The sequence below is a fragment of the Acinetobacter sp. Gutcm_16 genome (assembly GCF_028649355.1).
Classification (GTDB): domain Bacteria; phylum Pseudomonadota; class Gammaproteobacteria; order Pseudomonadales; family Moraxellaceae; genus Acinetobacter; species Acinetobacter johnsonii.
Window position 1 is genome coordinate 34,486 of sequence record NZ_JAQSUV010000029.1, and the last position, 22,784, is coordinate 57,269.

Below are 22,784 nucleotides of genomic sequence, written 5' to 3' on the forward strand. Positions count from 1 at the left end.
CGTACATCAAAGTTAAATATGTTTAGTCCAATCTGCTACACAGGCTTGTATAAGCAGGGAAGTTTCATCAAAAAAAGCTTGATCATGTTGATAGGGGTCAGGAATATTTTTTCCTTGCCAATGACCTAAGCGAAATGTTTTTCCTTTTGCAAATGGCCATGTTTGCTCAATGTGCTTCTGTTGATTTTGGCTCATGACTAAAATCAAATCAGCTTGCTTAATCAATTCAGCATTAAGTTTCCTTGCAATATGAGGGCTCATGTCAACCCCTATACGTTGCATGCAAAGCTTTGCTTTGTCATCAGCCGCACATCCAATCATGCCAGAAATACCTGCAGAGTGAATTGTGAGCTGTGGATGGTTTTGTTTGAGTAAGTACTCTGCCATAGGGCTACGACAGATATTACCTATACAAACGACCAAAATATTTTTGAACTGCATTACTGCCCCACACGGTCAATATTATAAATCACGTTTGAGAACGGAATGACTTGATTGATGACACGTTGCCAGCGCGTTAACCCTGAGGCATCGATATACACAATATCATTGCTTTGCATTTGAAATTTATTTGCCAATCCAAAATCACCAATACTGGTTAAATCTAGGTGATAGACATCAGTGATCCCTGCATCACGATGACTACGAACCACATAAATTTTGCTTCGACTGCCTGAAAGTGGATTCAAACCGAGACTTTCCCCAATGACATCACTTAAGCTAATACCCTGATCTCGCATCGGGATCGGTTTGTTTTGTCCCGATTCACCCATTACATAAATTTTCTGATTTTCTTTTGAATTTACATAAAGTGTATCATTAGGCTGAATCAATAAATTGTGTAGTGAATAACCCGCCTTTTCAAGCGAAATGCTATTGAGATTATAAGTTTTACCTTGGCGGACAAGTGTAATAGAGGTGTTATCTCCTAACTGAGTATTGATACCGCCAGCTAAACCTAATGCAGTATAAACACTGGTGGGTTGGTCAGTTAACGTAAACTGTCCACCTTTCATGACACTGCCTTGTACAGAGTAGCGTTGTCCTTGATACGATAGAACACGAGCAATGACGTCGGGAGTTTTTAAATACCGTGAAAGCTGGCTACGTAATTCTTGGTTCACTTGTGTTAAAGACTTTCCTGCGGCTTTGTAGCGACCAATAATAGGAAATTGGATATAACCACTTTGATCAATTTGATAGCCATTGGACTTGATAGCTTCTTCATTACTGATGGTATTTGTAGGTGGAGTAATTTCTGGATATGCCCAGAGATAAATCGAGAGAATATCTCCAGCACTGAGCTTGTAATTTTTTTGAGGAATGTTGAACAAATGAGCAAAATATTCTTGATTGTATTGTGCAAGTTGGACAGCTGGTAATGATGTTTGGGTAAGCTTTACAACATTGACGTGTGTGCCTAAATCCGTTTGGTAAATCCCTTCCTCTGGTAAATCATAAGTTTGTAGCCCGGATGTAAGAGCACATCCAGTAGATGTCATAATAACGGACAGTAAAATTATAGATTTAAAATGTCGCACAAAAATTCCCATTTTAGATTTTTTAAAATCGTTTCAATTAAACAGCATTTTACCGAAGTTCGCTTTGGGGTATATAACAAATTGTAATCAATTTTATAGTAAAGGTTCTTCTCGGCCTATCAATGTTATACATTTTGTGAAATTTATCGTACTAAGATAGGCAATACATTGCTAAATCGTACTGAAAAATGGAAAAATGAAAGACCATGCTTAGTGTTTGGTAAAAAATCATAACAGAAAATTCATGTTTTTCTGGTAGTATTCCCGCCGAAAGATATATTCGTTGAAGAATTATTCAGTAATTATCGCTTTGATTTGAACTGGTAGCTAAATATTTTGATTTAAAGAATATTTGCCTAGTACTTTAATTTTTTATTTAGTTCGAAGCGAATTCTAGTTGCACAAGATTGTTAAGGTTTACTATTTAAATTTCTAAAAATCTACTTACAAGTTATAAGGAAACAATAAGGTGAAAAGAGTATTGCTAGTATTTGGTACTCGACCAGAAGCGATAAAAATGGCCCCTTTGGCCTTAAAGTTACAACAGTTTAATGAAAATTTTGAGACTAAAGTCTGTGTGACAGGTCAACATCGTCAAATGTTGGATCAGGTGCTAAGTTTATTTGAATTAACACCAGATTTTGATTTGAATTTGATGAAACCAGGGCAAACGCTATCGGATGTGACCTCTGGGGTACTTAAAGGGTTAGAACAGGTGTTTGACGCATGGATGCCTGATGTGGTTCTGGTGCATGGTGATACCGCTACGACCTTTGCTGCTTCATTAGCAGCATATTATCACAAAATAAAAGTAGGCCATGTCGAAGCGGGCTTGCGCACAGGTGATCTGTATTCCCCTTGGCCAGAAGAAGCCAATCGAAAATTAACAGGTGTACTTGCCAATTATCATTTTGCACCGACCCAATCATCGTATGAAAATTTAATTAAAGAAAATGTGAATCCTGCAAATATTGTAGTAACAGGAAACACCGTGATTGATGCTTTGCTGCAAGTCAAACAGAAGGTTGAGCAAGACCAAGCATTAGTAACTCAATTTCAGCAAGAGTTTTCATTTCTTGATGCAGATAAAAAACTGATCTTAGTTACAGGACATCGTCGTGAGAATTTTGGGCAAGGCTTTTTAAATATCTGCAAAGCATTGGCTAATCTAGCTAAAAAATACACTGATATACAAATTGTTTATCCTGTGCATTTAAATCCGAATGTACAACAACCTGTTAACGAACTGTTGGCGGGTATTGCCAATATTCATCTGATCGCCCCGCAAGATTATTTACCTTTTGTGTATTTGATGAATCGTAGTTATCTGATTCTGACCGACTCTGGTGGTATTCAAGAAGAAGCACCATCACTGGGTAAGCCAGTTCTGGTCATGCGAGATACCACTGAAAGACCTGAAGCGGTTCATGCAGGAACGGTACGTTTAGTGGGTACAGATACAGAAACCATTGAGCGTTCAGTCATAGAGTTACTTGAAAATCCAAATGTATATGCTGAGATGGCAGAAGCCCATAATCCGTACGGGGATGGTGATTCATGTCAGCAAATTATTGATTTTCTTAAAACAAACTAAGCCGAAATTTCCATTTATTTTGATTTAAAAGTATAGAGTATGAGCAATTCATTCAAGCATATCTGCGTTATAGGATTAGGTTATATTGGTTTACCCACAGCTGCGACATTTGCTGCACATGGGGTAAAAGTTACTGGTGTTGATGTGAATCAACACGCGGTAGATATGATTAATCAAGGTAAAGTTCATATTGTTGAGCCTGATTTAGATGCTTTGGTTCGTGACGTCGTTGCTCAGGGTAAATTGTCTGCTCAATTGGCGCCGACTGAAGCAGATGCTTATATTGTTGCAGTTCCGACACCTTTTAAAGATGATTATCAGCCAAATCTCAAATATATTGAATCTGCTGCTAAGGCTTTAGCACCTTTTTTAAAGCCAGGTAATTTGGTTATTTTAGAGTCGACATCACCTGTGGAAGCGACTGAACAAATGTCGGCTTGGTTAAGTGAAGCACGTCCAGATTTAAGCTTCCCGCAACAAAAGGGTGAAGAGGCTGATATTTTAGTCGCGCACTGCCCAGAACGTGTGTTGCCAGGTAAAGTTTTACAAGAATTGATCAGTAATGACCGTATTATTGGTGGAATGACACCACGTTGTTCAAAAGCAGCATGTGATTTATACAAAATCTTTGTAAAAGGCGCATGTATTGAAACCAATGCTCGTACCGCAGAAATGTGTAAGTTGACAGAGAACTCATTCCGTGACGTCAATATTGCTTTTGCAAATGAGCTTTCAGTTATTTGTGACAAGCTAGATATCAATGTATGGGAGTTGATTTCACTGGCGAATCGTCACCCGCGCGTCAATATTTTACAGCCAGGACCTGGGGTCGGCGGTCACTGTATTGCGGTTGATCCTTGGTTTATTGTGGCAAAGACTCCAGAACAAGCTCGTTTGATTCGTACTGCGCGTGAAGTGAATGATGCCAAACCTGAATGGGTGATTGATCAGGTTAAAATTAAAATTGCGGATTTCTTACAAGCAAATCCCAATAAGACGATTCAAGATGTAACGATCGCTTGCTACGGTTTGGCCTTTAAACCAGATATCGATGACCTGCGTGAGAGCCCAGCACTCGAAATCACGAAAAAATTGGCTGAACAAGGTTTAAATATTCTTGCAATAGAACCGAATATTCATGAACTTCCTGCCAAGCTGCCTTCAAATATTAAATTGATTGCTCTTGAAGAACATCAACAAGCAGATATCCATTTGATTTTGGTTGATCATAGACAGTTTAAAGATATGAACTTCTCTTTTTCTTATGTAGTCGATACGAAAGGCATTTTATAAATGTATAGCCTATTCAAATTTTTTTTTAGACTAGGCGATTACTATCGTGGTCTAAAATTATTTTTGTTAATTAATTTATGTGGCGGGATCTGTAAAGGAATTCCTAAAGTTGGGAAAAATGTCATTTTCAAATACCCACCGCATAAAGGTATTAAGTTTGGTAAAAAATGTGATATAGGCTCTTTTATACAATTTGATATACCACCAGGTGGTGTGCTCGAAATTGGAGATAATCTTAAACTAACGAACACAATAAATATTGCCGTATCCAATAAAGTAAGAATAGGGAGTAATGTACTTATTGCTGAAGGAGTTTCAATTAGAGACTCGCAGCATAATTACTTAAATTCAGAAGAGTTAATATCACAGCAAGGTTTGGAGGTTGGTGAAATAGAAATAAAGGATGATGTGTGGATTGGTAAAAATAGTATGATTTTACTCAATACTGTCATTAATAAAGGATGTGTGATTGGCGCCAGCTCTATAGTCAAAAGCAAAACAACAGATAATTACGGTGTATATGCTGGTCTTCCTTTGAAAAAAATTAAGGAAAGGACTAGTAGATGAGAATTTTTATAAAGTTGATGAGCAGTGGAATTCTTGTTCAGGTATTGATGTTGCTGTCGACTTTAGTTTTTTCTCGTATTTATTTGGTGGATGATTTTGGTGAGCTTGCATTTTATGCAAGCTTTGGTTCAATAATGGCAATTATAGGGGGATTGCGTTTTGATTATATTTTATTAAAAGAAAGTATATCGGATAAAGTTGGAGCATATTTTTTATCTAATATTTTGAGTCTTTTTTTAAATTTAATCATCTTGTTGATTTTCTTTTTTATCCAATATTTCTTTCAATTGTTGAACTATAACCTATTGATTTTATTTTTATTTGGTTTTGGTTTTAGTCTTTTTAATAATCTCACCCAATTTTTTGTGGCACAAAAGAAATATAATTACTTTATAACTTTGAGATTTATTCAGGTAATAACTGTATTTGTTATTGCTATTTTAGCTTACGCTTCCCAATATGAATTAAAAGGGTTGTTGTGGGCATATGGTGGGTCTCAATTTTTATTAGGTTTAATGGGGTTTGGTTTTCTCTTAAAAAATAAATGGGTTGAGGTTGATTTAGCATCTCTTCATAAATGTTATAAGGAGAATATTTCTGAAGCTGGAAAAAACTCTTTAATAAGTTTCATGCAGTATAGTACACCCCTTATTCCGGTGTTTGTTGGTGGAATGTTCTATGATAAAAAAATCATAGGAGCATATTTCGTATTTTCTCAAATGATTAGTGCACCTCTAAGTGTTGTAAGACGAAATTTACTTATATATTTCAATGGGGAATTTTCTTCCAGAGAAAAATTTTATCACGCTTTTTCTAAAGTATTTTCTCTAACCCGTTTTTTTCTCTTTTTAGGTATTTTATCTGTCCTACTATTAATAACTTATTTCTTTAAAGATGAGTTAACACTTTTAGTTCTAGGAAGCCAGTGGTCACCTTACGCTTATTTGCTGTTGCCGTTAGTGTTTTATTTTGTTTTTGACAGCCTTTTACAACCTTTTACAACACTTTTACCATTGTGGAATAAAGTGAACATTTCTTTGTTGTACGAAGGAGTTAGGTTTTTCCTGTTAGTGATTATACTTCCAGTATTAATTTATATTTTTAAATTTGATTTTGTTATTTTCCTAACAATATATATTTTAATTATGTTGTGTGTCTATCTGATGATTTTTTATAAAATTTTCAGTCTTCATTCAAGTTTGGAAGAGAAATGAGGGGTGCCTATGAAAATTAATAAAGAAACGATCATTATCGGTGGAATACCAAATCCAATTGGTGGAGTAACTACTTTTTTGAGTAGATTAATTAAGGCTTACTCTCAATATGTTGTAATGCTATTGGATTTGTACCCAAGTGAAGATAAAAAAATTCCTAAGAATTTTTCTGGTCATTATAAGTTAGCTAAAAATAAAATTATCGCTATTTTTCTGGTTTTTTTAGCCCAGTTAAAATATAGGAATAAGGATTTCTTCTTTAATTTCTCCTCTGGGAATAGCCTAGTATTTTTTATTTTTCTACCAAAGATAAATAATGAGTGGTCTTTAATGCTACATCATGGTCATTTATCGAGTAAATTACCGAGGTTTATAACCAAAATTATTCTAATGAAGTTTGATAGAATATATGCTTTGAATCAGAGGCAAGAGGAGTTTTATAGGAGGTTCAAGTCAGATCTCAATATAATTCAAGAAACTTCTTATGTTCCTGCAACTCTTGTTGACATTGAAAATGTTGAAAAAGAAGTTGTGTTAGATAAAATTAATGAAGGTTATAAAATACTGGTGGGTTCGGGTTTCCCTAGGCCCTTATATCAGCATCATTTACTGATTGATCTAGTTACTAGAAATCAGAACCTTTTTTTATTTCTTTTTCTATATGGCGAAGGTGAGCTGAAGGATGAGCTTTTAAAGCTTAACCATCCTAGGATAGTGGTTTTCTTCGATAAAGATGAAGATATTTTTAATTTTTACCTTTCTAAATCAAATCTGTATTTAAGACCAACCTTAGAAGATAGTTTCGGAATAGCATGTGCTGATGCTGTAGAGTTTGGTATACCAGTAATTGCCTCAAATGTTTGTAAAAGATACTCAGGTGTCCACACTTATGAGTTAAATTCGGATCAGGAATTCTATGAGCTATCAAACAAATTTCTATAGTTCGTCAAATGTTATAGTTCTACTGATATTAAGTTTTCTAACTATTGCAATAACATTAGTTGGCTTAGATTATGAACCTATTGTTATGCTAGCAAGAGGGATGACATATTCATTAGCAGGTTTTCTTGTTTTATGTTATTTGTTTAAAGGAGGCTTAGTTGTAAAACTAGAAAAATCTCTCTTTTTCTTTCTTTTATTAGTGTTTTGGGTAGGTGTTCGTGCCAAAAATTTTTATGGTTTGGGGTTGTTGCTGCAAACAATATTACTTTTTCTAAGTACCTTTGTTTTGAGGAATTTAAATTTTAGCTTTAAGGTGGATAAAGCAATATTAATAGGTGCTTTCTTTTATTTATTAATGGCTTTTGTACATTTTTTTATAACTCCTATTTTTGGTAATAGCAATTATATCGGTGTATGTGGTCTAATTTTCCTTGTTGTCTTTTTTTCAAAACAAACCAAAATATATTATCTTTTCTCTTTGCTATGCTTGGTTTTTATTGTTTTATCTGGAACGCGCTCAGCAATATTAGGTTTAGTGGTCGGATATTTATTATTTAAGATATTTAATTTACGGACTTCATTAAGAATCCTATCTCTCATTGGATTTACTGTACTAGCTATTTTATTCTTTAAATCTGGGCTCTATGACTATTTAAACTCTGATGATTTTGCCCAACTGGTTATTGATAAAACAGGTAAACGTCTAGAGTCAGGCCGTTTTGAAATTTGGGATCTCATTTTTTCGAATATGAGTTTTTCTAACTATATAATTGGACTGGGAGGTGGAACTGATTACGAGGCAATAATTGGTAGTAAATTAAGTGCCCACTCCGGCTATGTATATATTATTTCCTCTTATGGCATTGTTGGCCTATTTCTATTTGCCATGGCTAGTATATTTTCTATTATTAGACTATTTAAAAAAGGATATTATTTTTCCTTTTTATTATTTGTAGCTCTTTTATTCCGTGAATTCTTTGAAGTTACTTTACTACATAATAGTTTTCCCATTGCATTGTTTTTTTGGGCTTTTTTATCAAACGGCTATTTAGACCAGTTAAGACTCTATAGACTTTCTTCAGGCACAGTAAAAGATTAAGGTAATTTATGAAACAAATTCTTCAAGATATGGCAAATGGTGGTACGACTGTGACCGAAGCTCCAGTACCACAATGTTCAAAAGGTCATTTACTGATTTCTACAACGACTTCGCTTATTTCTGCTGGAACAGAACGTATGTTGGTTGGATTTGGTAAGGCATCTCTAATTGATAAAGCACGACAGCAACCTGAAAAAGTGAAAATGGTACTGGAAAAAGTACAAACAGATGGTCTGTTAACAACTTACGATGCGGTAAAGTCTAAGTTGGCCCAACCACTTGCATTAGGTTATTGCAATGTGGGTATCGTGCATGAAGTAGGTGCCAATGTAGATGATTTCCAAGTTGGTGATCGTGTTGTGTCAAATGGCCCACATGCTGATATGGTGAAAGTACCTAAAAACCTTTGTGCAAAAATTCCAGATAATGTCAGTGATGAATTTGCTTCTTTTGCTGTCGTCGCAAGTATTGGTTTGCAAGGCATTCGTCTTGCTCAACCGACTTTGGGCGAAAGCTTTGTCGTGACAGGTGCGGGTCTTATTGGTCTACTCACCATCCAGATGTTAAGAGCAAACGGCTGTCGAGTTCTCGCCATTGACTTTGATCAAAGTAAATTAGATTTGGCAAAACAATTCGGTGCAGAGATCTGTAACCCTGGTAAAGGTGAAGATCCAGTTGCTGTGGGTCTGGCATTTAGTCGTGGTGTGGGTGTAGATGGTGTCATTATTACCGCGTCAACCAAGGTCAGTGATCCTGTTATTCAAGCAGCACGAATGAGTCGAAAACGTGGTCGTATTATTCTAGTCGGTGTAACAGGCTTAGAGTTAAACCGCGCAGATTTTTATGAAAAAGAACTCAGTTTCCAAGTTTCTTGTTCATATGGTCCAGGTCGTTATGATACTGGATATGAAGACAAGGGTAATGACTATCCACTTGGCTTTGTTCGCTGGACTGAGCAACGTAACTTTGTTGCCGTTTTGGATATGATGGCTGCGGGTACCTTAAATGTAGAACCATTAATTACGCAGCGATTTGAATTTGAAGATGCACCTAAAGCGTATGATGCATTGACGGAAGACAAATCTGGTTTGGGTTTATTGCTTAAATATAACTCTCCAGTCGAAACTCGTTTAGAAAAGCGAGTGGTATTACGCCCAATTTCTATTGAGCCAAAGAATGCTGTTGTTGGTTTTATTGGGGCAGGCAACTATGCTTCACGTGTGTTGATACCCGCTTTCAAAAAAGCATCTTCTCAATTACATACCATCGTAACTTCTGGCGGCATTAATGGGGTTATTCATGGCGAAAAAACAGGATTTGCCGAAGCTTCGACAGATCTGGATGGTTTATTAAATAATAAAGATATCAATACCGTCGCGATTGCGACCCGCCATAATAGCCATGCATACTTTGTAGAAAGAGTTTTATCGGCAGGTAAGAATGTTTTTGTTGAAAAGCCATTGGCTCTGACTGTCGAAGAAATTGAAAAAATTGAAACGGTCTACAATCAAAATATACAGAATAATCAATATGCACGAGTCATGGTGGGCTTCAACCGTCGTTTCTCACCACAAGTGCAAAAAATGAAAACTTTGCTAGATACAGTGAAAGAGCCGAAAAGCTTTATCATGACCATGAATGCAGGTGCGATACCCGCGGATCATTGGACACAAGATAATGCAGTTGGTGGTGGGCGTATCATTGGAGAAGCATGTCACTTTATCGACTTGATGCGCTTCCTAGCAGGTTCAAAAATTGTTTCTATTCAGGCTCGACGTATGGGCGAAACTGATGCAGTACAGGTTCTAGAAGATAAGGCTTCAATTACGCTTGGTTTTGAAGATGGGTCATTTGGCACCATTTTCTACTTGGCAAATGGCGCTTCAAGCTTCCCTAAAGAGCGTGTAGAAGTCTTTACAGCAGGTCGAGTACTACAATTAGATAATTTCAGAAAGCTAAAAGCATTTGGCTGGCCTGGATTTAACAAGATGAATCTGTGGCGTCAAGATAAAGGTCAAGATGCTTGTGCTGCGGTCTTTGTAGACAGTATTCGAGATGGAAAAGAAGCACCAATTCCTGCCGATGAAATTTTTGAAGTTGCTAGAGTGACCATTCAGGTTGCCGAAATTTTAAGAGCACAAACATGAGTTTAGTCATGAAAGGTCAAACAGCGCTTGCATTAGGGCTGTTTAATTTGTTCAGAGTGTTTAAATATCGTGTGGGCGTAAAAACAGGTCTAAACCCTGTACAAAAGTTGTCTGCACAATTGCCAGCGGGTTGCTTCTTTAGTCAGAGTGCACCCACTGGCGCAATGAATGTGCCCGTAAACTCAACGTTAACAGCCTTTGGATACCTCAAGTATCCAGTGGCTGGACAGCTGCCGAATTGGTTCTATAGCCCTTTAACCCAACATACCTTTCAAAATACAGAGAAGGCGTGGTATCAAATTCCAGATTTTGATGGAAATGTTGGTGATATTAAAGGCATTTGGGAGGCTTCTCGTTTTGACTGGCTAATAGACCTTGTGCTACACGAACGTCAAGTGAGAGATGGGCAAGCACTGGTTCAGCTTGATTTATGGTTGAATGATTGGTGTGAGAAGAACCCTGCTTATTTTGGGCCGAATTGGAAATGTGGGCAGGAAGCATCCATCCGTGTCATGCATATCATTACTGCACTCATCGGTTTAGAGCAAGAGCAGCATCCACATGACAATGTCTGTGCACTTATCGAGGCACATTTAAAGCGTATTGAACCTACAATTGATTATGCCATTGCTCAGGATAATAATCATGGGACATCTGAGGCAGCAGCATTGTATATCGGTGGGGCTGTTCTAAATCTTTGGAAACCTAAGCCTCAATATCAGCAATGGCAGGCATTGGGTGAGAAATGGTTGCTGAACCGTGCAAGCAAGCTCATTATGCAAGATGGCGGTTTTAGTCAATATTCGATTAATTACCATCGCGTGATGCTGGATTCTTATTGCTTAGCTGAAATCGTCCGCCAAAAATTCGAATTGAAGCCTTTTTCAGGACAACTATACCGTCAATTGCAGAAAGCGACAGACTGGTTATATGTATTAACCCAAGCTGATGGAGATGTCCCTAATTTAGGTGCCAATGATGGTGCGCGACTGATTCCTGTAAGCCAAACGGATTATCGTGATTTTAGACCAACAGTTCAGTTGGCAAGTACCTTATTCCATCAACATCGTTATTATTCTGAACCAGATTCATATGATGAAAGTCTAATGTTCTTTCAAATACAAAAATTGAAGCAAGATAACTTTGAGCTGCCTTCGCGAAATCAATTTTTTAATGAAAGCGGTTTGATTAGTTCTCAAAATAATAATTTCTTTATTGCGCTCAAATTGCCGAAATTCAAATTTCGTCCAAGTCAATGTGATGCTTTGCATCTGGATGTTTGGTTTAAAGGACAAAACCTTTTACGCGATGGCGGAACTTATAGTTATAATTCCACCGTAGAAGATTTAAATTACTTTTCTGGCGTTGCCAGTCACAATACCGTTGAGTTTGATCAACATCAACAAATGCCGCGTTTAAGTCGCTTTTTATTTGGTGCATGGCTGACACCAAAAGAATTAACGTATAGCGCTAATGAATTTGGTTGTGGTTATCAAGATCATTGGGGTTGTACACACCACCGTAAAATTTCATTAACAGATAATGCAATTAAAATAGCAGATAATATCTCTTGTTTTCAGCAACAAGCGGTCTTACGTTGGCGTTTACAGCCAGATCATTGGGCTCTTGAGAACAATGTTCTAAGCAATGGTAAAGTGGAGATTATTTTAGAGGCTGAGCATCCGATCACCCTTCGTTGGAGTGAGGGAGAGGAGTCTAGGTACTACTATCAAAAGAGCAAAGTGCCTGTTTTAGAAGTGATTGCTACACAAGCGACTACAATTTTTACTGTAATTAAAGATTTAACATGAAAATTTTATATTTCCATCAGCATTTCTCGACACCTAAAGGGTCAGCAGGAATCCGTTCCTATGCTATGGCTCAATCGCTCATTCGTAATGGCCATCAAGTGACGATGGTTTGTGGTTCTTTTGGTGCAGGTCAAACGGGTTTAACCCAGCCTTTTAATAAAGGAATGCGCCGTGGTATGGTCGATGGCATCGATATCATAGAATTTGAACTGCCTTATTCAAATGCGCTTTCTTTTCTCAAGCGTATTTTAATTTTTTTAAGTTTTGCTTTCAAATCGATCAAGGTTGCTTTGACTGAACAATACGATGTTGTATTTGCGACAACAACACCATTAACGGCGGGTATTCCGGGTATTTTTGCCAAGTGGTTTCGACGCAAACCATTTGTTTTCGAAGTCAGGGATCTATGGCCAGAGTTGCCTAAAGCGATGGGGGTGATCAAAAACCCAATTGTTTTATGGATGATGTCTGTGCTTGAGTGGACCTCTTATCATTCAGCTGATCGTTTAGTGGGATTGTCTCCAGGTATTGTGGACGGCATTATTAAACGAGGGATTGCCCCTGAAAAAGTAGCCTCTATTCCAAATGGTTGTGATTTAGATATTTTTGCATCTGAACATCAAGCATGGCGACCTGAGGGCGTTCAACCAACTGACCTCATGGCAATTTTTACTGGGACACATGGCTTGGCCAATGGTCTTAATGCCGTGCTAGACGCAGCAGTTGAATTGAAAAAACGTCAAAGAACAGATATTAAATTGGTTCTCGTTGGTGATGGCATGCAGAAAAAAGCATTGCTTGAACGAGCGGCTGAGCTTCAATTGGATAATGTGATTTTTCATAATCCCGTTAATAAAGCAAAGTTGGCAGGTCTTATGGCCAGTGCGGATATTGGGTTACAAATTTTAGCTAATGTCCCTGCCTTTTATTATGGAACCTCACCGAATAAATTTTTTGATTACATTTCAGCGGGTTTACCCGTTTTAAATAATTATCCGGGTTGGTTAGCGGAATTAATTACCAAAGAGCAATGTGGTTTTGCTGTGCTCCCTGAAAATCCTCAAGCGTTCGCCGATGCCTTGGAACAGGCAGCTAATCAGCGAGAGCAACTGATTGAAATGGGCAGAAATAGTCAACAGGTCGCCAAAGAGCAGTTTAATCGTTCTATTCTTTCACAGAAGTTTTCTGATTGGGTTACAGGAGCGTAATATGCTTAAACGTTTACTGGATATTGTTATTGCTTCAATTGCTTTGGTATTACTTTCACCCTTATATTTTTATGTGGCTTATAAAGTAAAAAAGAACCTAGGCTCGCCAGTCTTGTTTCGTCAGGTTCGTCCAGGTTTGCATGGTAAACCGTTTGAAATGATTAAGTTTCGTACCATGAAGGATGCACTGGATGAACAGGGCAATCCATTACCAGATAGTGAGCGTTTAACACCTTTTGGCAAAATGTTACGTTCGACCAGTCTGGATGAAATGCCTGAGCTTTGGAATGTGATTAAAGGGGATATGAGTGTTGTAGGTCCACGTCCATTACTGATGGAATATCTACCTTTATACAACAAAGAACAAGCCAAACGTCATGATGTACGTCCAGGTATGACTGGGCACGCACAGGTCAATGGGCGTAATGCAATTAGTTGGGAAGAAAAATTCAAATTAGACACATGGTATGTTGAAAACCAGTCCATCTGGCTCGACTTTAAAATCATGTTGAAGACTGTACAGAAAGTGATTGCTAAAGATGACATTAGTGCAGAAGGTGAAGCGACGATGACTCGCTTTATAGGATCGAAACATAAGGATAAAGAATAATGTCGGATAAATTGATTGGTGTTTATGGTGCAAGCGGATTTGGTAAAGAGGTTATGCCTCTGGTACGTGCGCAATTTACTGAATTAAATAAAGAACATTTTGTATTTATTGATGACGGTCAGGCAAATACAGATTTAAATGGATATCAAGTATTAAGTTACACTGATTTTATAAATAATTCTAAAACCGATAAACGCGTGACAATTGCAATCGCAAATAGCCAAGTACGTGAAAAATTGGTGGCTCGTTTAGATCAGGACAGTGTTCAACATTTAGAAATTCAAGCAGCGAATACGGTTATTTTAGATGAAGTAGAAATGGGTGAGGGCAGTTTACTGTGTCCTTTTACATGCATTACTTCAAATATTAAAATTGGCAAGTTTTTCCACGCTAATATCTATAGTTACGTTGCCCATGACTGTGTGATTGGTGATTACGTTACCTTTGCACCAGGGGTGAAATGTAATGGTAATATTCATATTGAGGACCATGCCTATATTGGTACAGGTGCAGTGATCAAACAAGGTACACCAGACAAACCATTAGTGATTGGTAAAGGCGCTGTGGTTGGTATGGGCGCAGTCGTGACCAAAAGTGTTCCCGCAGGTGTTACTGTTGTAGGTAATCCAGCCCGAATTTTAGAGAAGAAATAAAGATTTTTAAAAAATCAATTTAGGAAAGAGATATGTTAAACACTGCATTTGAACCATGGCCAAGCTTTACACAAGAAGAAGCAGATGCTGTCTCTAAAGTACTGTTGTCGAATAAGGTAAACTATTGGACGGGTCAAGAATGCCGTGAATTTGAAAAAGAATTCGCAACATTTGCAGGAACACAATATGCAGTGGCTTTAGCAAATGGGACAGTAGCGCTTGATGTTGCATTAAAGGCTTTAAATATTGGTGCCGGTGATGATGTTATTGTTACTTCGCGGACATTTTTAGCCTCTGCCAGTTCAATTGTGACTGCTGGCGCTAATCCTATATTCGCAGATGTTGAGTTGGATTCACAAAATATTTCGGCTCGGACTATTGAAGCGGTACTTACGCCAAATACTAAAGCGATTATTTGTGTCCATTTGGCAGGTTGGATGTGTGATATGGATCCAATTATGCAACTTGCAGCTGAGCGTGGTTTATATGTGATTGAAGATTGTGCGCAAGCACATGGTGCAGAATATAAGGGCAAACCAGCGGGTTCTATTGGGCATATTGCTGCCTGGTCTTTCTGCCAAGATAAAATTATGACAACGGGCGGTGAAGGAGGCATGGTCACCACCAATGATGAAGCGTTGTGGAAAAAAATGTGGTCTTATAAAGATCATGGCAAAAACTTCGATAGTATTTATAACAAACAGCATCCACCAGGTTTTCGTTGGCTACATGACTCTTTTGGTACCAACTGGCGTATGATGGAAATGCAAGCGGTTATTGGTCGCATTCAATTGAAAAAAATGACTGAATGGACTGAAATTCGTAATCAAAATATGCAGCGCATTTATTCAGCATTTGAAAAGACCCCATATATAACCTTTTTTCAGCCTTCGAATGATTATGTACATGCTGCTTATAAGTGTTATGTTCAAGTAAATGTAGATCAATTACCGGAAGGGTGGTCTCGTGATCGTATTATGAATGAAATTGCTGAATTAGGTGTTCCTTGCTTTAGTGGTTCTTGTTCAGAAGTGTATTTAGAGCATGCTTTTGACAATACGCCTTGGCGCCCTACTCAACGACTTCAGAACGCACAAAAACTAGGTGAAAATAGTTTAATGTTTTTAGTTCATCCAACTTTGAGTGAAGATAGTATTAATCAAACTATTTCTGCTATTGAACAAGTACTTACTAGAATTTAAATGCTCTGATGTAAAGTGAATGCTTCGCTTTTGCATTCACTTTACATTTTTACATTTGTTTGTGGGTAGCAAATAACTTAAAAACACATTTAGTTTACTTATATAAATAGCATAGAGAAGACTCACCCTGTGAAATCAGTCATTCTGCCTTTGGTTACATCGCCACGATATGCCAAACAATTATTTTTAATCCTTTTGGATTTTTTAGTTTTTCCTGTCTTGATTTGGTTGAGCTACGCATTACGTGAATTTAACCTAGGGGCAGAAGTTGTTCCTAATATCTCATTTGGATCACTCTGGGTAAGTGTTTTAGCAATCACTATGTTATTGATTTGTGGAACATATCATTTTATTGTTCGTACATTCAATGAGGTGTTCTTTACACGCTTAGCGATTGCAACAGGGTTAACCGTTCTTGGACTTTTTGGGCTGGCATATTGTACAGAGGCTTTTATTCCGACATCAATTCCTTTGATGTTTGGTTTCTTTATGTTTTCCTGGATTTGGTTCAGCCGTGGTGCTATTCGATTTATTGTGCGAGCATGTTTGCAAACGGATATTCCAAAAAGAAAAATCGTGATTTATGGGGCTGGATATGCAGGCCAACAAATTGCAGCAATGTTGAATCGTTCTGATGAGCATTTTCCTTTATTTTTTATTGATGATGAACAGTCATTATCAGGGCAAATTATTGGTGGTTTAAAAGTTTATAATGCTGAACATGCGCTTAAACGTCTGGAAAGAGAAACAGTTGATGAAATTCTCATTGCTTTACCATCTGTAGGGCGTACGCGCAAAAGTGAAATTATTCAATTTCTTGAACCTGCACATATTAAAATTACCGAAATTCCTGGCCTTACCAAGCTTGTAGATGGCGACATTAAAGTCTCAGACATCCGAGAAGTAGACATTATTGATTTACTTGGACGTGACCCTGTTCCGCCGATCCCTGAATTATTGGCCAAAAATATTCAACATAAAGTAGTGATGGTCACAGGGGCAGGTGGTTCTATTGGTTCAGAACTTTGTCGACAAATTATAAAGAATAACCCGCAGAAATTGGTTATTTATGAGCTTAGTGAATTTGCACTGTATAGTATTGATAAAGAGTTACGTCTTAAGTCACAAATAGAAATTATTCCGATTTTAGGAACAGTCCTCGACGAAGCTAAACTTGAGCGTGTGATTGAGCAGTATAATGTACAAACTGTATACCATGCAGCGGCTTATAAGCATGTGCCATTGGTCGAGTGTAATCCAATTGCAGGACTAAAAAATAACTCTATTGGTACAGCCTTTAGTGTGAATGCCGCGATTAAAAAAGGTGTAGAGACTTTTGTACTGATTTCAACAGATAAAGCTGTGCGTCCGACCAATGTAATGGGGGCATCTAAGCGAATGGCTGAGCTTTACTGTCAAGCGATGGCAGAAGCACAGCAGCAAACTCAAATTAGTATTGTTCGTTTTGGGAATGTATTAGGTTCTTCAGGTTCCGTTGTTCCTCTGTTCAAACAGCAGATAGCAAAAGGTGGCCCAATTACAGTGACACACCCTGAAGTGACGCGTTATTTTATGACTATTCCAGAAGCATCACAGTTAGTCATTCAGGCTGGTGCTCTAGGTGCTGGCGGAGATGTATTCTTACTGGACATGGGAGAGCCTGTTCGTATTCAAGATTTAGCACGTCAAATGATCGCGTTGAGTGGCTTAAAAATGCGTGAAGAAGGGTCGGATATTGGCGACATTGCCATTGAATACTCTGGATTACGTCCAGGTGAAAAGTTATATGAAGAGTTGCTAATTGATCATGAAGATACACAGTTAACTGAGCATAGTCGAATCTTACGTTCATTTGAAAAGCATTTCTCTTTAGATGAATTATTGCCGATTTTCGAACGCATTTATGGCTTAACTGCAATTGATCAAGACATTGACTGGGCACTTACTCAGTTAGAACATTATGTTGATGGCTATCACCGAAGTCGAGAAGTTAAGGTAAACTAAGCTTTAATGATTTAATGAACGCAAATGTCTGGATCTGTGATGACAATTAAAAAAGCCATTCTTCCTGTTGCGGGTCTAGGAACCCGTTTTTTACCTGCAAGTAAGTCCATTCCGAAAGAGATGGTGACAGTCGTTGACCGCCCAGCGATTGAGTACGTTGTGAAAGAAGCTGTCGCGGCGGGTATTGAGCAGATCATTTTAGTCACGCATTCATCTAAAGCATCGATTGAAAACTATTTTGATCGTAACTTTGAGCTTGAAACAACGCTCGAGCAGAAGCAAAAATTTGATTTACTCAAAGAGATTAAGGATATTCTGCCCGCACATGTCAGCGTAGTCAGTGTGCGCCAGCCGCAACCCTTAGGACTTGGACATGCAGTTTTATGTGCAAAGTCGATTGTGGGAAATGATGATTTTGCTGTGCTGTTACCTGATGTTCTAGTTAAAGATGCTGATCCAACTAATGATTTGAGCTTAATGATTCAGCGTTTTAATGAAACAAATGCTTCACAGATTATGGTTGAAGCGGTGCCTGACCATTTGGTTGATCAGTATGGTATTGTTGATGTAGCTTCTGTACCCAATGAAGGTCAAAGTATAGTGATGCAAGGTATTGTTGAAAAACCAGCAGTGGGTTCAGCACCTTCTAATTTATCTGTGGTCGGACGCTATATTTTGCCCGCTGAGATTATGCAACTTTTGGAACAAACACCGAAAGGTGCAGGTAACGAAATTCAATTAACCGATGCAATTGCCATGCTACAACAGACCAATACGGTTGAAGCCTATCGTATGAAAGGTCAAACTTTTGATTGTGGTAGTAAACTGGGTTATTTAAAAGCCGTTCTACATTATGGGGTTGATCACCCGACGTTGGGTGAGGCATTTAAAGCGCTTATCCAAGAGCTTTAATGATCAGCGGGAAACTCTTATGAAAGTTGCAGTATTTGGACAAACCCTGTATTCAGGTGTTATGGCGGCATTGCTAGCTGAATGTGGACATCAGGTCTTTTGGTGCGATATCTTAAAAAGGTCGGCTTCAGAGCAAGCCTATACCCAAGATGATGCTGTGATCAATCTACTCCATAAGCAAGAAAAAAGTGGATTTCTGCAATACTGCAATTTTAATGCGATTCCTCTCGATATCGATGCTTACTTTTTTAGTCTGAGTCCGACAGAAGAATCACAAGGCATCGAAATTTTAAAAGAACTCAAACAGCGGCCTATTATTCATCCTAAATTGATGATCAATGCCTCGACTTTAGGGTTACATGGCACTGAAAAATTTGAAAAAATATTATCGGACGATGATTGGGTGTATTTGCCTGATGTAATCCAAGAAGGTAATGCTTTACAAAGCCTAGTGCAGGCAAAACAACTGACAGTGGGCTGTTCAAGTGAAACGAGTCAAATTAAAATTCGAGAGTTACTTCGCCCTTTATTTCCAAGAGAACAACAATATTTGTTTATGCCCGTTTTAGATACCGAGTTTACTAAACTTAGTGTTTCAGGCATGTTGGCAACCCGCATCAGTTATATTAACGATTTAGCTGTGGTGGCTGAAAAGCTAGGTATCGATATTGAGCATGTACGTCAAGGCTTGGCGGCGGATAGTCGAATCGGGGCTTCATATCTTTATCCAGGTGCTGGCTTTGGCGGTGAAAATTTCTCTCATGATGTCTTAACATTGGCAAATACTGTTTCGGGGACTGGAGCGAAGAGCCAATTATTGGCACAAGTTTGGGATATCAATGAGCAGCAAAAAGAAATTCTCTTTCGTAAATTATGGAATTATTATCATGGGGATTTGGCGGGTAAGGTGATTGCGATTTGGGGTGCATCATTTAAAGAAAACACGTCTCGCATTCAGCAATCTCCAATTCATGCCATGTTAAAAGCGCTTTGGGCACAAAATATGGTGGTCAAATTGCATGATCCTCAGGCATTGGCCGAAATTGAAAAACATTATGGGCATCGAGAAGATTTGATTTACTGTACCGATCAATATGAAGCAGTTGAGGGAGCACATGCTTTGTGCTTATTAACCGCTTGGAAGCAGTATTGGAGCCCTAATTATTCAGAACTACTCAAAAAAATGCAGCACCCACTGATTCTAGATGGTCGCAATATTTATGATCCATGCTATGTCAAAGCCCAAGGCTTTGCCTATCAGGGAGTAGGGCGATGAAGCATCAAAATAAACCATATCCCGTTGAAGATATTAATACAGCCATTGCCAGACTGCAGGGCTTGAAAGATCATTTTGAACAGCATCATCTGAATGATCTTTTTGCAGATGATTCGACTCGTTTTGAGCAGCTCTCTGTCGTATTAGAGCCGATTATTTTTGATTTTAGTAAACATCGTATTGACCGAAGTGTAGTTGATTCTTTAGTACAGTGGGCGCAAACACGAGATTTAACCAACTGGATTAAAAACTTATTCTCAAGTACAGCAATTAACTATACTGAACAGCGCTCAGCCATGCATTGGGCTTTACGTTTACCAAAATGTGATCAACAGCATCAGGCTATTGCTGATCAGGTTCATGAACAATTGCAAAAAATGTATGGATTGGTCAACAAAATTCACGAGGGCCAATACCGTGGCGCGACTGGTGAAGTGATTCAAGATGTAGTCAATATTGGTGTGGGGGGGTCTGACTTAGGGCCGCTGATGGTCAGCCATGCTTTATCTGATTTTAAAAAATCGACACAAAAGCCTTTAAATCTGCATTTTGTTTCAACAATAGATGGAAGTCAGCTTTCAGAACTTCTGCATAAGCTTCGTCCAGAAACCACATTATTTATTATCTCGTCAAAGTCATTTGGTACGATTGATACACTCTCCAATGCTCAAACGGTACGTCAGTGGCTTGAAAAAGCATTGGGTCAAGAGGCCCAAACCTTAAAGCATCATTTTATTGGCGTATCGACCAAGCCTGAAAAAATGACTGCTTGGGGGATCGCGCCAGAGAATCAATTTTTATTGTGGGATTGGGTGGGTGGTCGTTATTCTCTGTGGTCATGTATTGGACTTCCAATTGCTTTAACTATTGGAGTGAATGGATTTAAGCAGTTTTTAGCGGGTGCTTATACCATTGACCAGCATTTTCAAAATGCCCCTTTTGAGCAGAATATTCCTGTCTTGATGGGGCTTTTAGGGGCTTGGAATAATAATTTCTTAGACATTCAAACCCATGCTGTTTTACCGTATGACGGTCGCCTCAAGTACTTTGCATCCTATCTACAGCAGCTTGAGATGGAATCGAATGGTAAGTCGATCCAACGCAATGGTGAAAAAGTTGAATGGGATACCTGTCCGATTGTATGGGGCGAGGTGGGACCGAATGCACAGCATGCATTTTATCAACTGTTGCATCAAGGGACACATTCGGTGAGTTGTGATTTCATTGCACCAATACAACGTTATAACGCAAATCAGTTTACCTATGTGGATAATGCTGAGGCATTGATTGAACAGCATCATTTGGCACTTTCAAATTGTTTAGCACAGTCACGTTTATTGGCATTTGGAAATCAAGCGCTAGATCAGAGCGAATTAGCCTCTTTGCCTGAATATAAAAAATATGAGGGTAACCAGCCAAGTACAACAATTTTAATGCAAGAGCTTAATCCTTATAGCTTAGGTATGCTCATCGCGATGTATGAACATAAAGTATTTGTACAATCCGTACTTTGGAATATTAACCCTTTCGATCAATGGGGTGTTGAAAAAGGCAAGGAAATTGCCAACCAGTTACTGCCTATTTTAAATGGTCATCAACAAGATTTATCTGCATTAGATGTTTCGACTCAGGGTTTATTAAAAATTTTATTAGGAAAAATAGATGGCTAATATTTTAGTGACTGGTGGGGCGGGTTATATCGGTTCACATACCTGTGTTGAACTCCTTGAAGCTGGACATGATGTGATTGTGCTCGATAACCTCTCAAATAGTTCAGAAGAGTCATTAAAACGCGTTCAAGAATTGACTGGAAAGGCCCTTAAATTTATTCAGGGCGATATTCGTAATCAAATCGATTTAGATCAAGCTTTTTCTTCCAATCACATTGATGCAGTGATTCATTTTGCAGGGTTAAAAGCAGTAGGTGAAAGCCAGCAAATACCACTGACTTATTTTGATCATAATATTTCAGGTTCAATCCAGTTAGTGCAAGCGATGGAGCGTGCACACGTTTTTAACTTGGTGTTCAGTTCATCTGCAACTGTTTATGGAGAAGAAAACTCACCGCCATATCAAGAAAATATGGTTTTGGGGATGCCAAACAACAATTACGGCTATACCAAATTGATTGTAGAACAGTTATTAGAAAAACTGTCAAAGGCAAATGATGAGTGGTCAATTGCCTTGTTGCGCTATTTTAATCCTGTGGGTGCACATAAAAGCGCTCAAATTGGTGAAGATCCTCAAGGAATTCCAAACAATTTAATGCCTTATTTGACACAGGTTGCAGTGGGATGCAGAGAGAAACTGTCTATTTTTGGACAAGATTACCCAACTGATGATGGAACCTGTGAAAGAGACTTTATTCATGTGGTTGATTTGGCAAAGGCGCATGTTTTAGCTGTTGAAAATAGACTGAAGCATAAAGGTTGTCGTGCGTGGAATATTGGGACAGGCATTCCAATTTCAGTATTAAAAATTAAAGAGACTTTTGAAAAAGTGAATGGCGTTATCGTTAATTCCGAGTTTGTTGAGCGAAGAGCTGGTGATTTAGCATGCTTCTATGCAGATGCTTCAAGAGCCAATCGTGAATTAAACTGGACACCCGAATTGACATTATAAGATATGTTAGCAGACAGTTGGAATTGGCAAAAGCAGAATCCCACAGGCTACAAAGCATAATTTTCTATAAGATTTTTCCGCACAATAAA

The 22,784-nt window shown here is 38.2% G+C and carries 19 protein-coding genes; 17 read left to right on the forward strand and 2 right to left on the reverse strand.

Translation table 11 applies throughout. The features are described from left to right. Window positions 1–12: 12 nt before the first annotated feature. A complete protein-coding gene (locus PTT44_RS07285) occupies window positions 13–441 on the reverse strand; it encodes a low molecular weight protein-tyrosine-phosphatase (RefSeq protein WP_168159565.1) in 429 nt (142 codons plus the stop codon). Continuing rightward, window positions 441–1,541 carry a polysaccharide biosynthesis/export family protein gene (locus PTT44_RS07290; RefSeq protein ID WP_168159564.1) on the reverse strand — a complete coding sequence of 367 codons (1,101 nt, stop codon included), beginning with the start codon at window positions 1,539–1,541 and terminating at the stop codon, window positions 441–443. The genes PTT44_RS07285 and PTT44_RS07290 overlap by 1 nt, the downstream gene beginning before the upstream one ends. A gap of 469 nt (window positions 1,542–2,010) precedes the next feature. Between PTT44_RS07290 and wecB the strand changes: the two genes are divergently transcribed. The 17 genes from wecB to galE all read left to right on the forward strand — a co-directional run bounded on the left by wecB (window position 2,011) and on the right by galE (window position 22,695). After that, window positions 2,011–3,135 (forward strand): non-hydrolyzing UDP-N-acetylglucosamine 2-epimerase, encoded by a 1,125-nt coding sequence (gene wecB / locus PTT44_RS07295; RefSeq protein WP_273795588.1) that lies wholly within the window; start codon window positions 2,011–2,013, stop codon window positions 3,133–3,135. 39 nt (window positions 3,136–3,174) lie between these two features. Then, the gene (gene wecC / locus PTT44_RS07300; protein WP_273795589.1) at window positions 3,175–4,428 is read left to right on the forward strand and encodes a UDP-N-acetyl-D-mannosamine dehydrogenase; all 1,254 of its coding nucleotides are present in this window, start codon (window positions 3,175–3,177) and stop codon (window positions 4,426–4,428) included. Further along, on the forward strand, window positions 4,429–4,995 hold the full coding sequence (locus PTT44_RS07305; protein ID WP_273795590.1) for an acyltransferase: 567 nt from the start codon (window positions 4,429–4,431) through the stop codon (window positions 4,993–4,995). It abuts the gene before it with no gap. Beyond that, complete coding sequence (locus PTT44_RS07310; RefSeq protein ID WP_273795591.1) at window positions 4,992–6,209, forward strand: lipopolysaccharide biosynthesis protein; 1,218 nt, start codon at window positions 4,992–4,994, stop codon at window positions 6,207–6,209. The genes PTT44_RS07305 and PTT44_RS07310 overlap by 4 nt, the downstream gene beginning before the upstream one ends. A 9-nt stretch (window positions 6,210–6,218) precedes the next feature. Beyond that, the gene (locus PTT44_RS07315) at window positions 6,219–7,151 is read left to right on the forward strand and encodes a glycosyltransferase (RefSeq protein ID WP_234954897.1); all 933 of its coding nucleotides are present in this window, start codon (window positions 6,219–6,221) and stop codon (window positions 7,149–7,151) included. Then, window positions 7,126–8,250 carry an O-antigen ligase family protein gene (locus PTT44_RS07320; protein ID WP_273795593.1) on the forward strand — a complete coding sequence of 375 codons (1,125 nt, stop codon included), beginning with the start codon at window positions 7,126–7,128 and terminating at the stop codon, window positions 8,248–8,250. Before PTT44_RS07315 ends, PTT44_RS07320 begins: the two co-directional genes overlap by 26 nt. An 8-nt stretch (window positions 8,251–8,258) precedes the next feature. After that, window positions 8,259–10,397 carry a bi-domain-containing oxidoreductase gene (locus tag PTT44_RS07325; RefSeq protein WP_273795594.1) on the forward strand — a complete coding sequence of 713 codons (2,139 nt, stop codon included), beginning with the start codon at window positions 8,259–8,261 and terminating at the stop codon, window positions 10,395–10,397. Then, window positions 10,394–12,208, forward strand: coding sequence for a heparinase II/III domain-containing protein (locus PTT44_RS07330; RefSeq protein ID WP_234950894.1), 1,815 nt, complete (start codon window positions 10,394–10,396; stop codon window positions 12,206–12,208). Before PTT44_RS07325 ends, PTT44_RS07330 begins: the two co-directional genes overlap by 4 nt. Then, window positions 12,205–13,416 carry a glycosyltransferase family 4 protein gene (locus PTT44_RS07335; RefSeq protein ID WP_234950893.1) on the forward strand — a complete coding sequence of 404 codons (1,212 nt, stop codon included), beginning with the start codon at window positions 12,205–12,207 and terminating at the stop codon, window positions 13,414–13,416. Before PTT44_RS07330 ends, PTT44_RS07335 begins: the two co-directional genes overlap by 4 nt. Before the next feature lies 1 nt (window position 13,417). Continuing rightward, the gene (locus PTT44_RS07340) at window positions 13,418–14,026 is read left to right on the forward strand and encodes a sugar transferase (protein ID WP_234950892.1); all 609 of its coding nucleotides are present in this window, start codon (window positions 13,418–13,420) and stop codon (window positions 14,024–14,026) included. After that, window positions 14,026–14,679, forward strand: coding sequence for an acetyltransferase (locus PTT44_RS07345; RefSeq protein ID WP_168159554.1), 654 nt, complete (start codon window positions 14,026–14,028; stop codon window positions 14,677–14,679). The genes PTT44_RS07340 and PTT44_RS07345 overlap by 1 nt, the downstream gene beginning before the upstream one ends. 32 nt (window positions 14,680–14,711) lie before the next feature. Further along, window positions 14,712–15,881, forward strand: coding sequence for a DegT/DnrJ/EryC1/StrS family aminotransferase (locus tag PTT44_RS07350; protein WP_168159553.1), 1,170 nt, complete (start codon window positions 14,712–14,714; stop codon window positions 15,879–15,881). A 129-nt stretch (window positions 15,882–16,010) separates the two neighbouring features. Continuing rightward, a complete protein-coding gene (locus PTT44_RS07355) occupies window positions 16,011–17,885 on the forward strand; it encodes a polysaccharide biosynthesis protein (RefSeq protein WP_168159552.1) in 1,875 nt (624 codons plus the stop codon). Between the two features lie 39 nt (window positions 17,886–17,924). Beyond that, a complete protein-coding gene (gene galU, locus PTT44_RS07360; protein WP_273795595.1) occupies window positions 17,925–18,797 on the forward strand; it encodes a UTP--glucose-1-phosphate uridylyltransferase GalU in 873 nt (290 codons plus the stop codon). 19 nt (window positions 18,798–18,816) lie between these two features. Beyond that, the gene (locus PTT44_RS07365) at window positions 18,817–20,073 is read left to right on the forward strand and encodes a UDP binding domain-containing protein (protein WP_273795596.1); all 1,257 of its coding nucleotides are present in this window, start codon (window positions 18,817–18,819) and stop codon (window positions 20,071–20,073) included. Continuing rightward, window positions 20,070–21,743 carry a glucose-6-phosphate isomerase gene (gene pgi / locus PTT44_RS07370; RefSeq protein ID WP_168159549.1) on the forward strand — a complete coding sequence of 558 codons (1,674 nt, stop codon included), beginning with the start codon at window positions 20,070–20,072 and terminating at the stop codon, window positions 21,741–21,743. Before PTT44_RS07365 ends, pgi begins: the two co-directional genes overlap by 4 nt. Continuing rightward, entirely contained in the window at window positions 21,736–22,695 is a 960-nt protein-coding gene (galE, locus tag PTT44_RS07375; protein ID WP_273795597.1) for a UDP-glucose 4-epimerase GalE, read from the forward strand. The genes pgi and galE overlap by 8 nt, the downstream gene beginning before the upstream one ends. Window positions 22,696–22,784 lie beyond the last annotated feature (89 nt).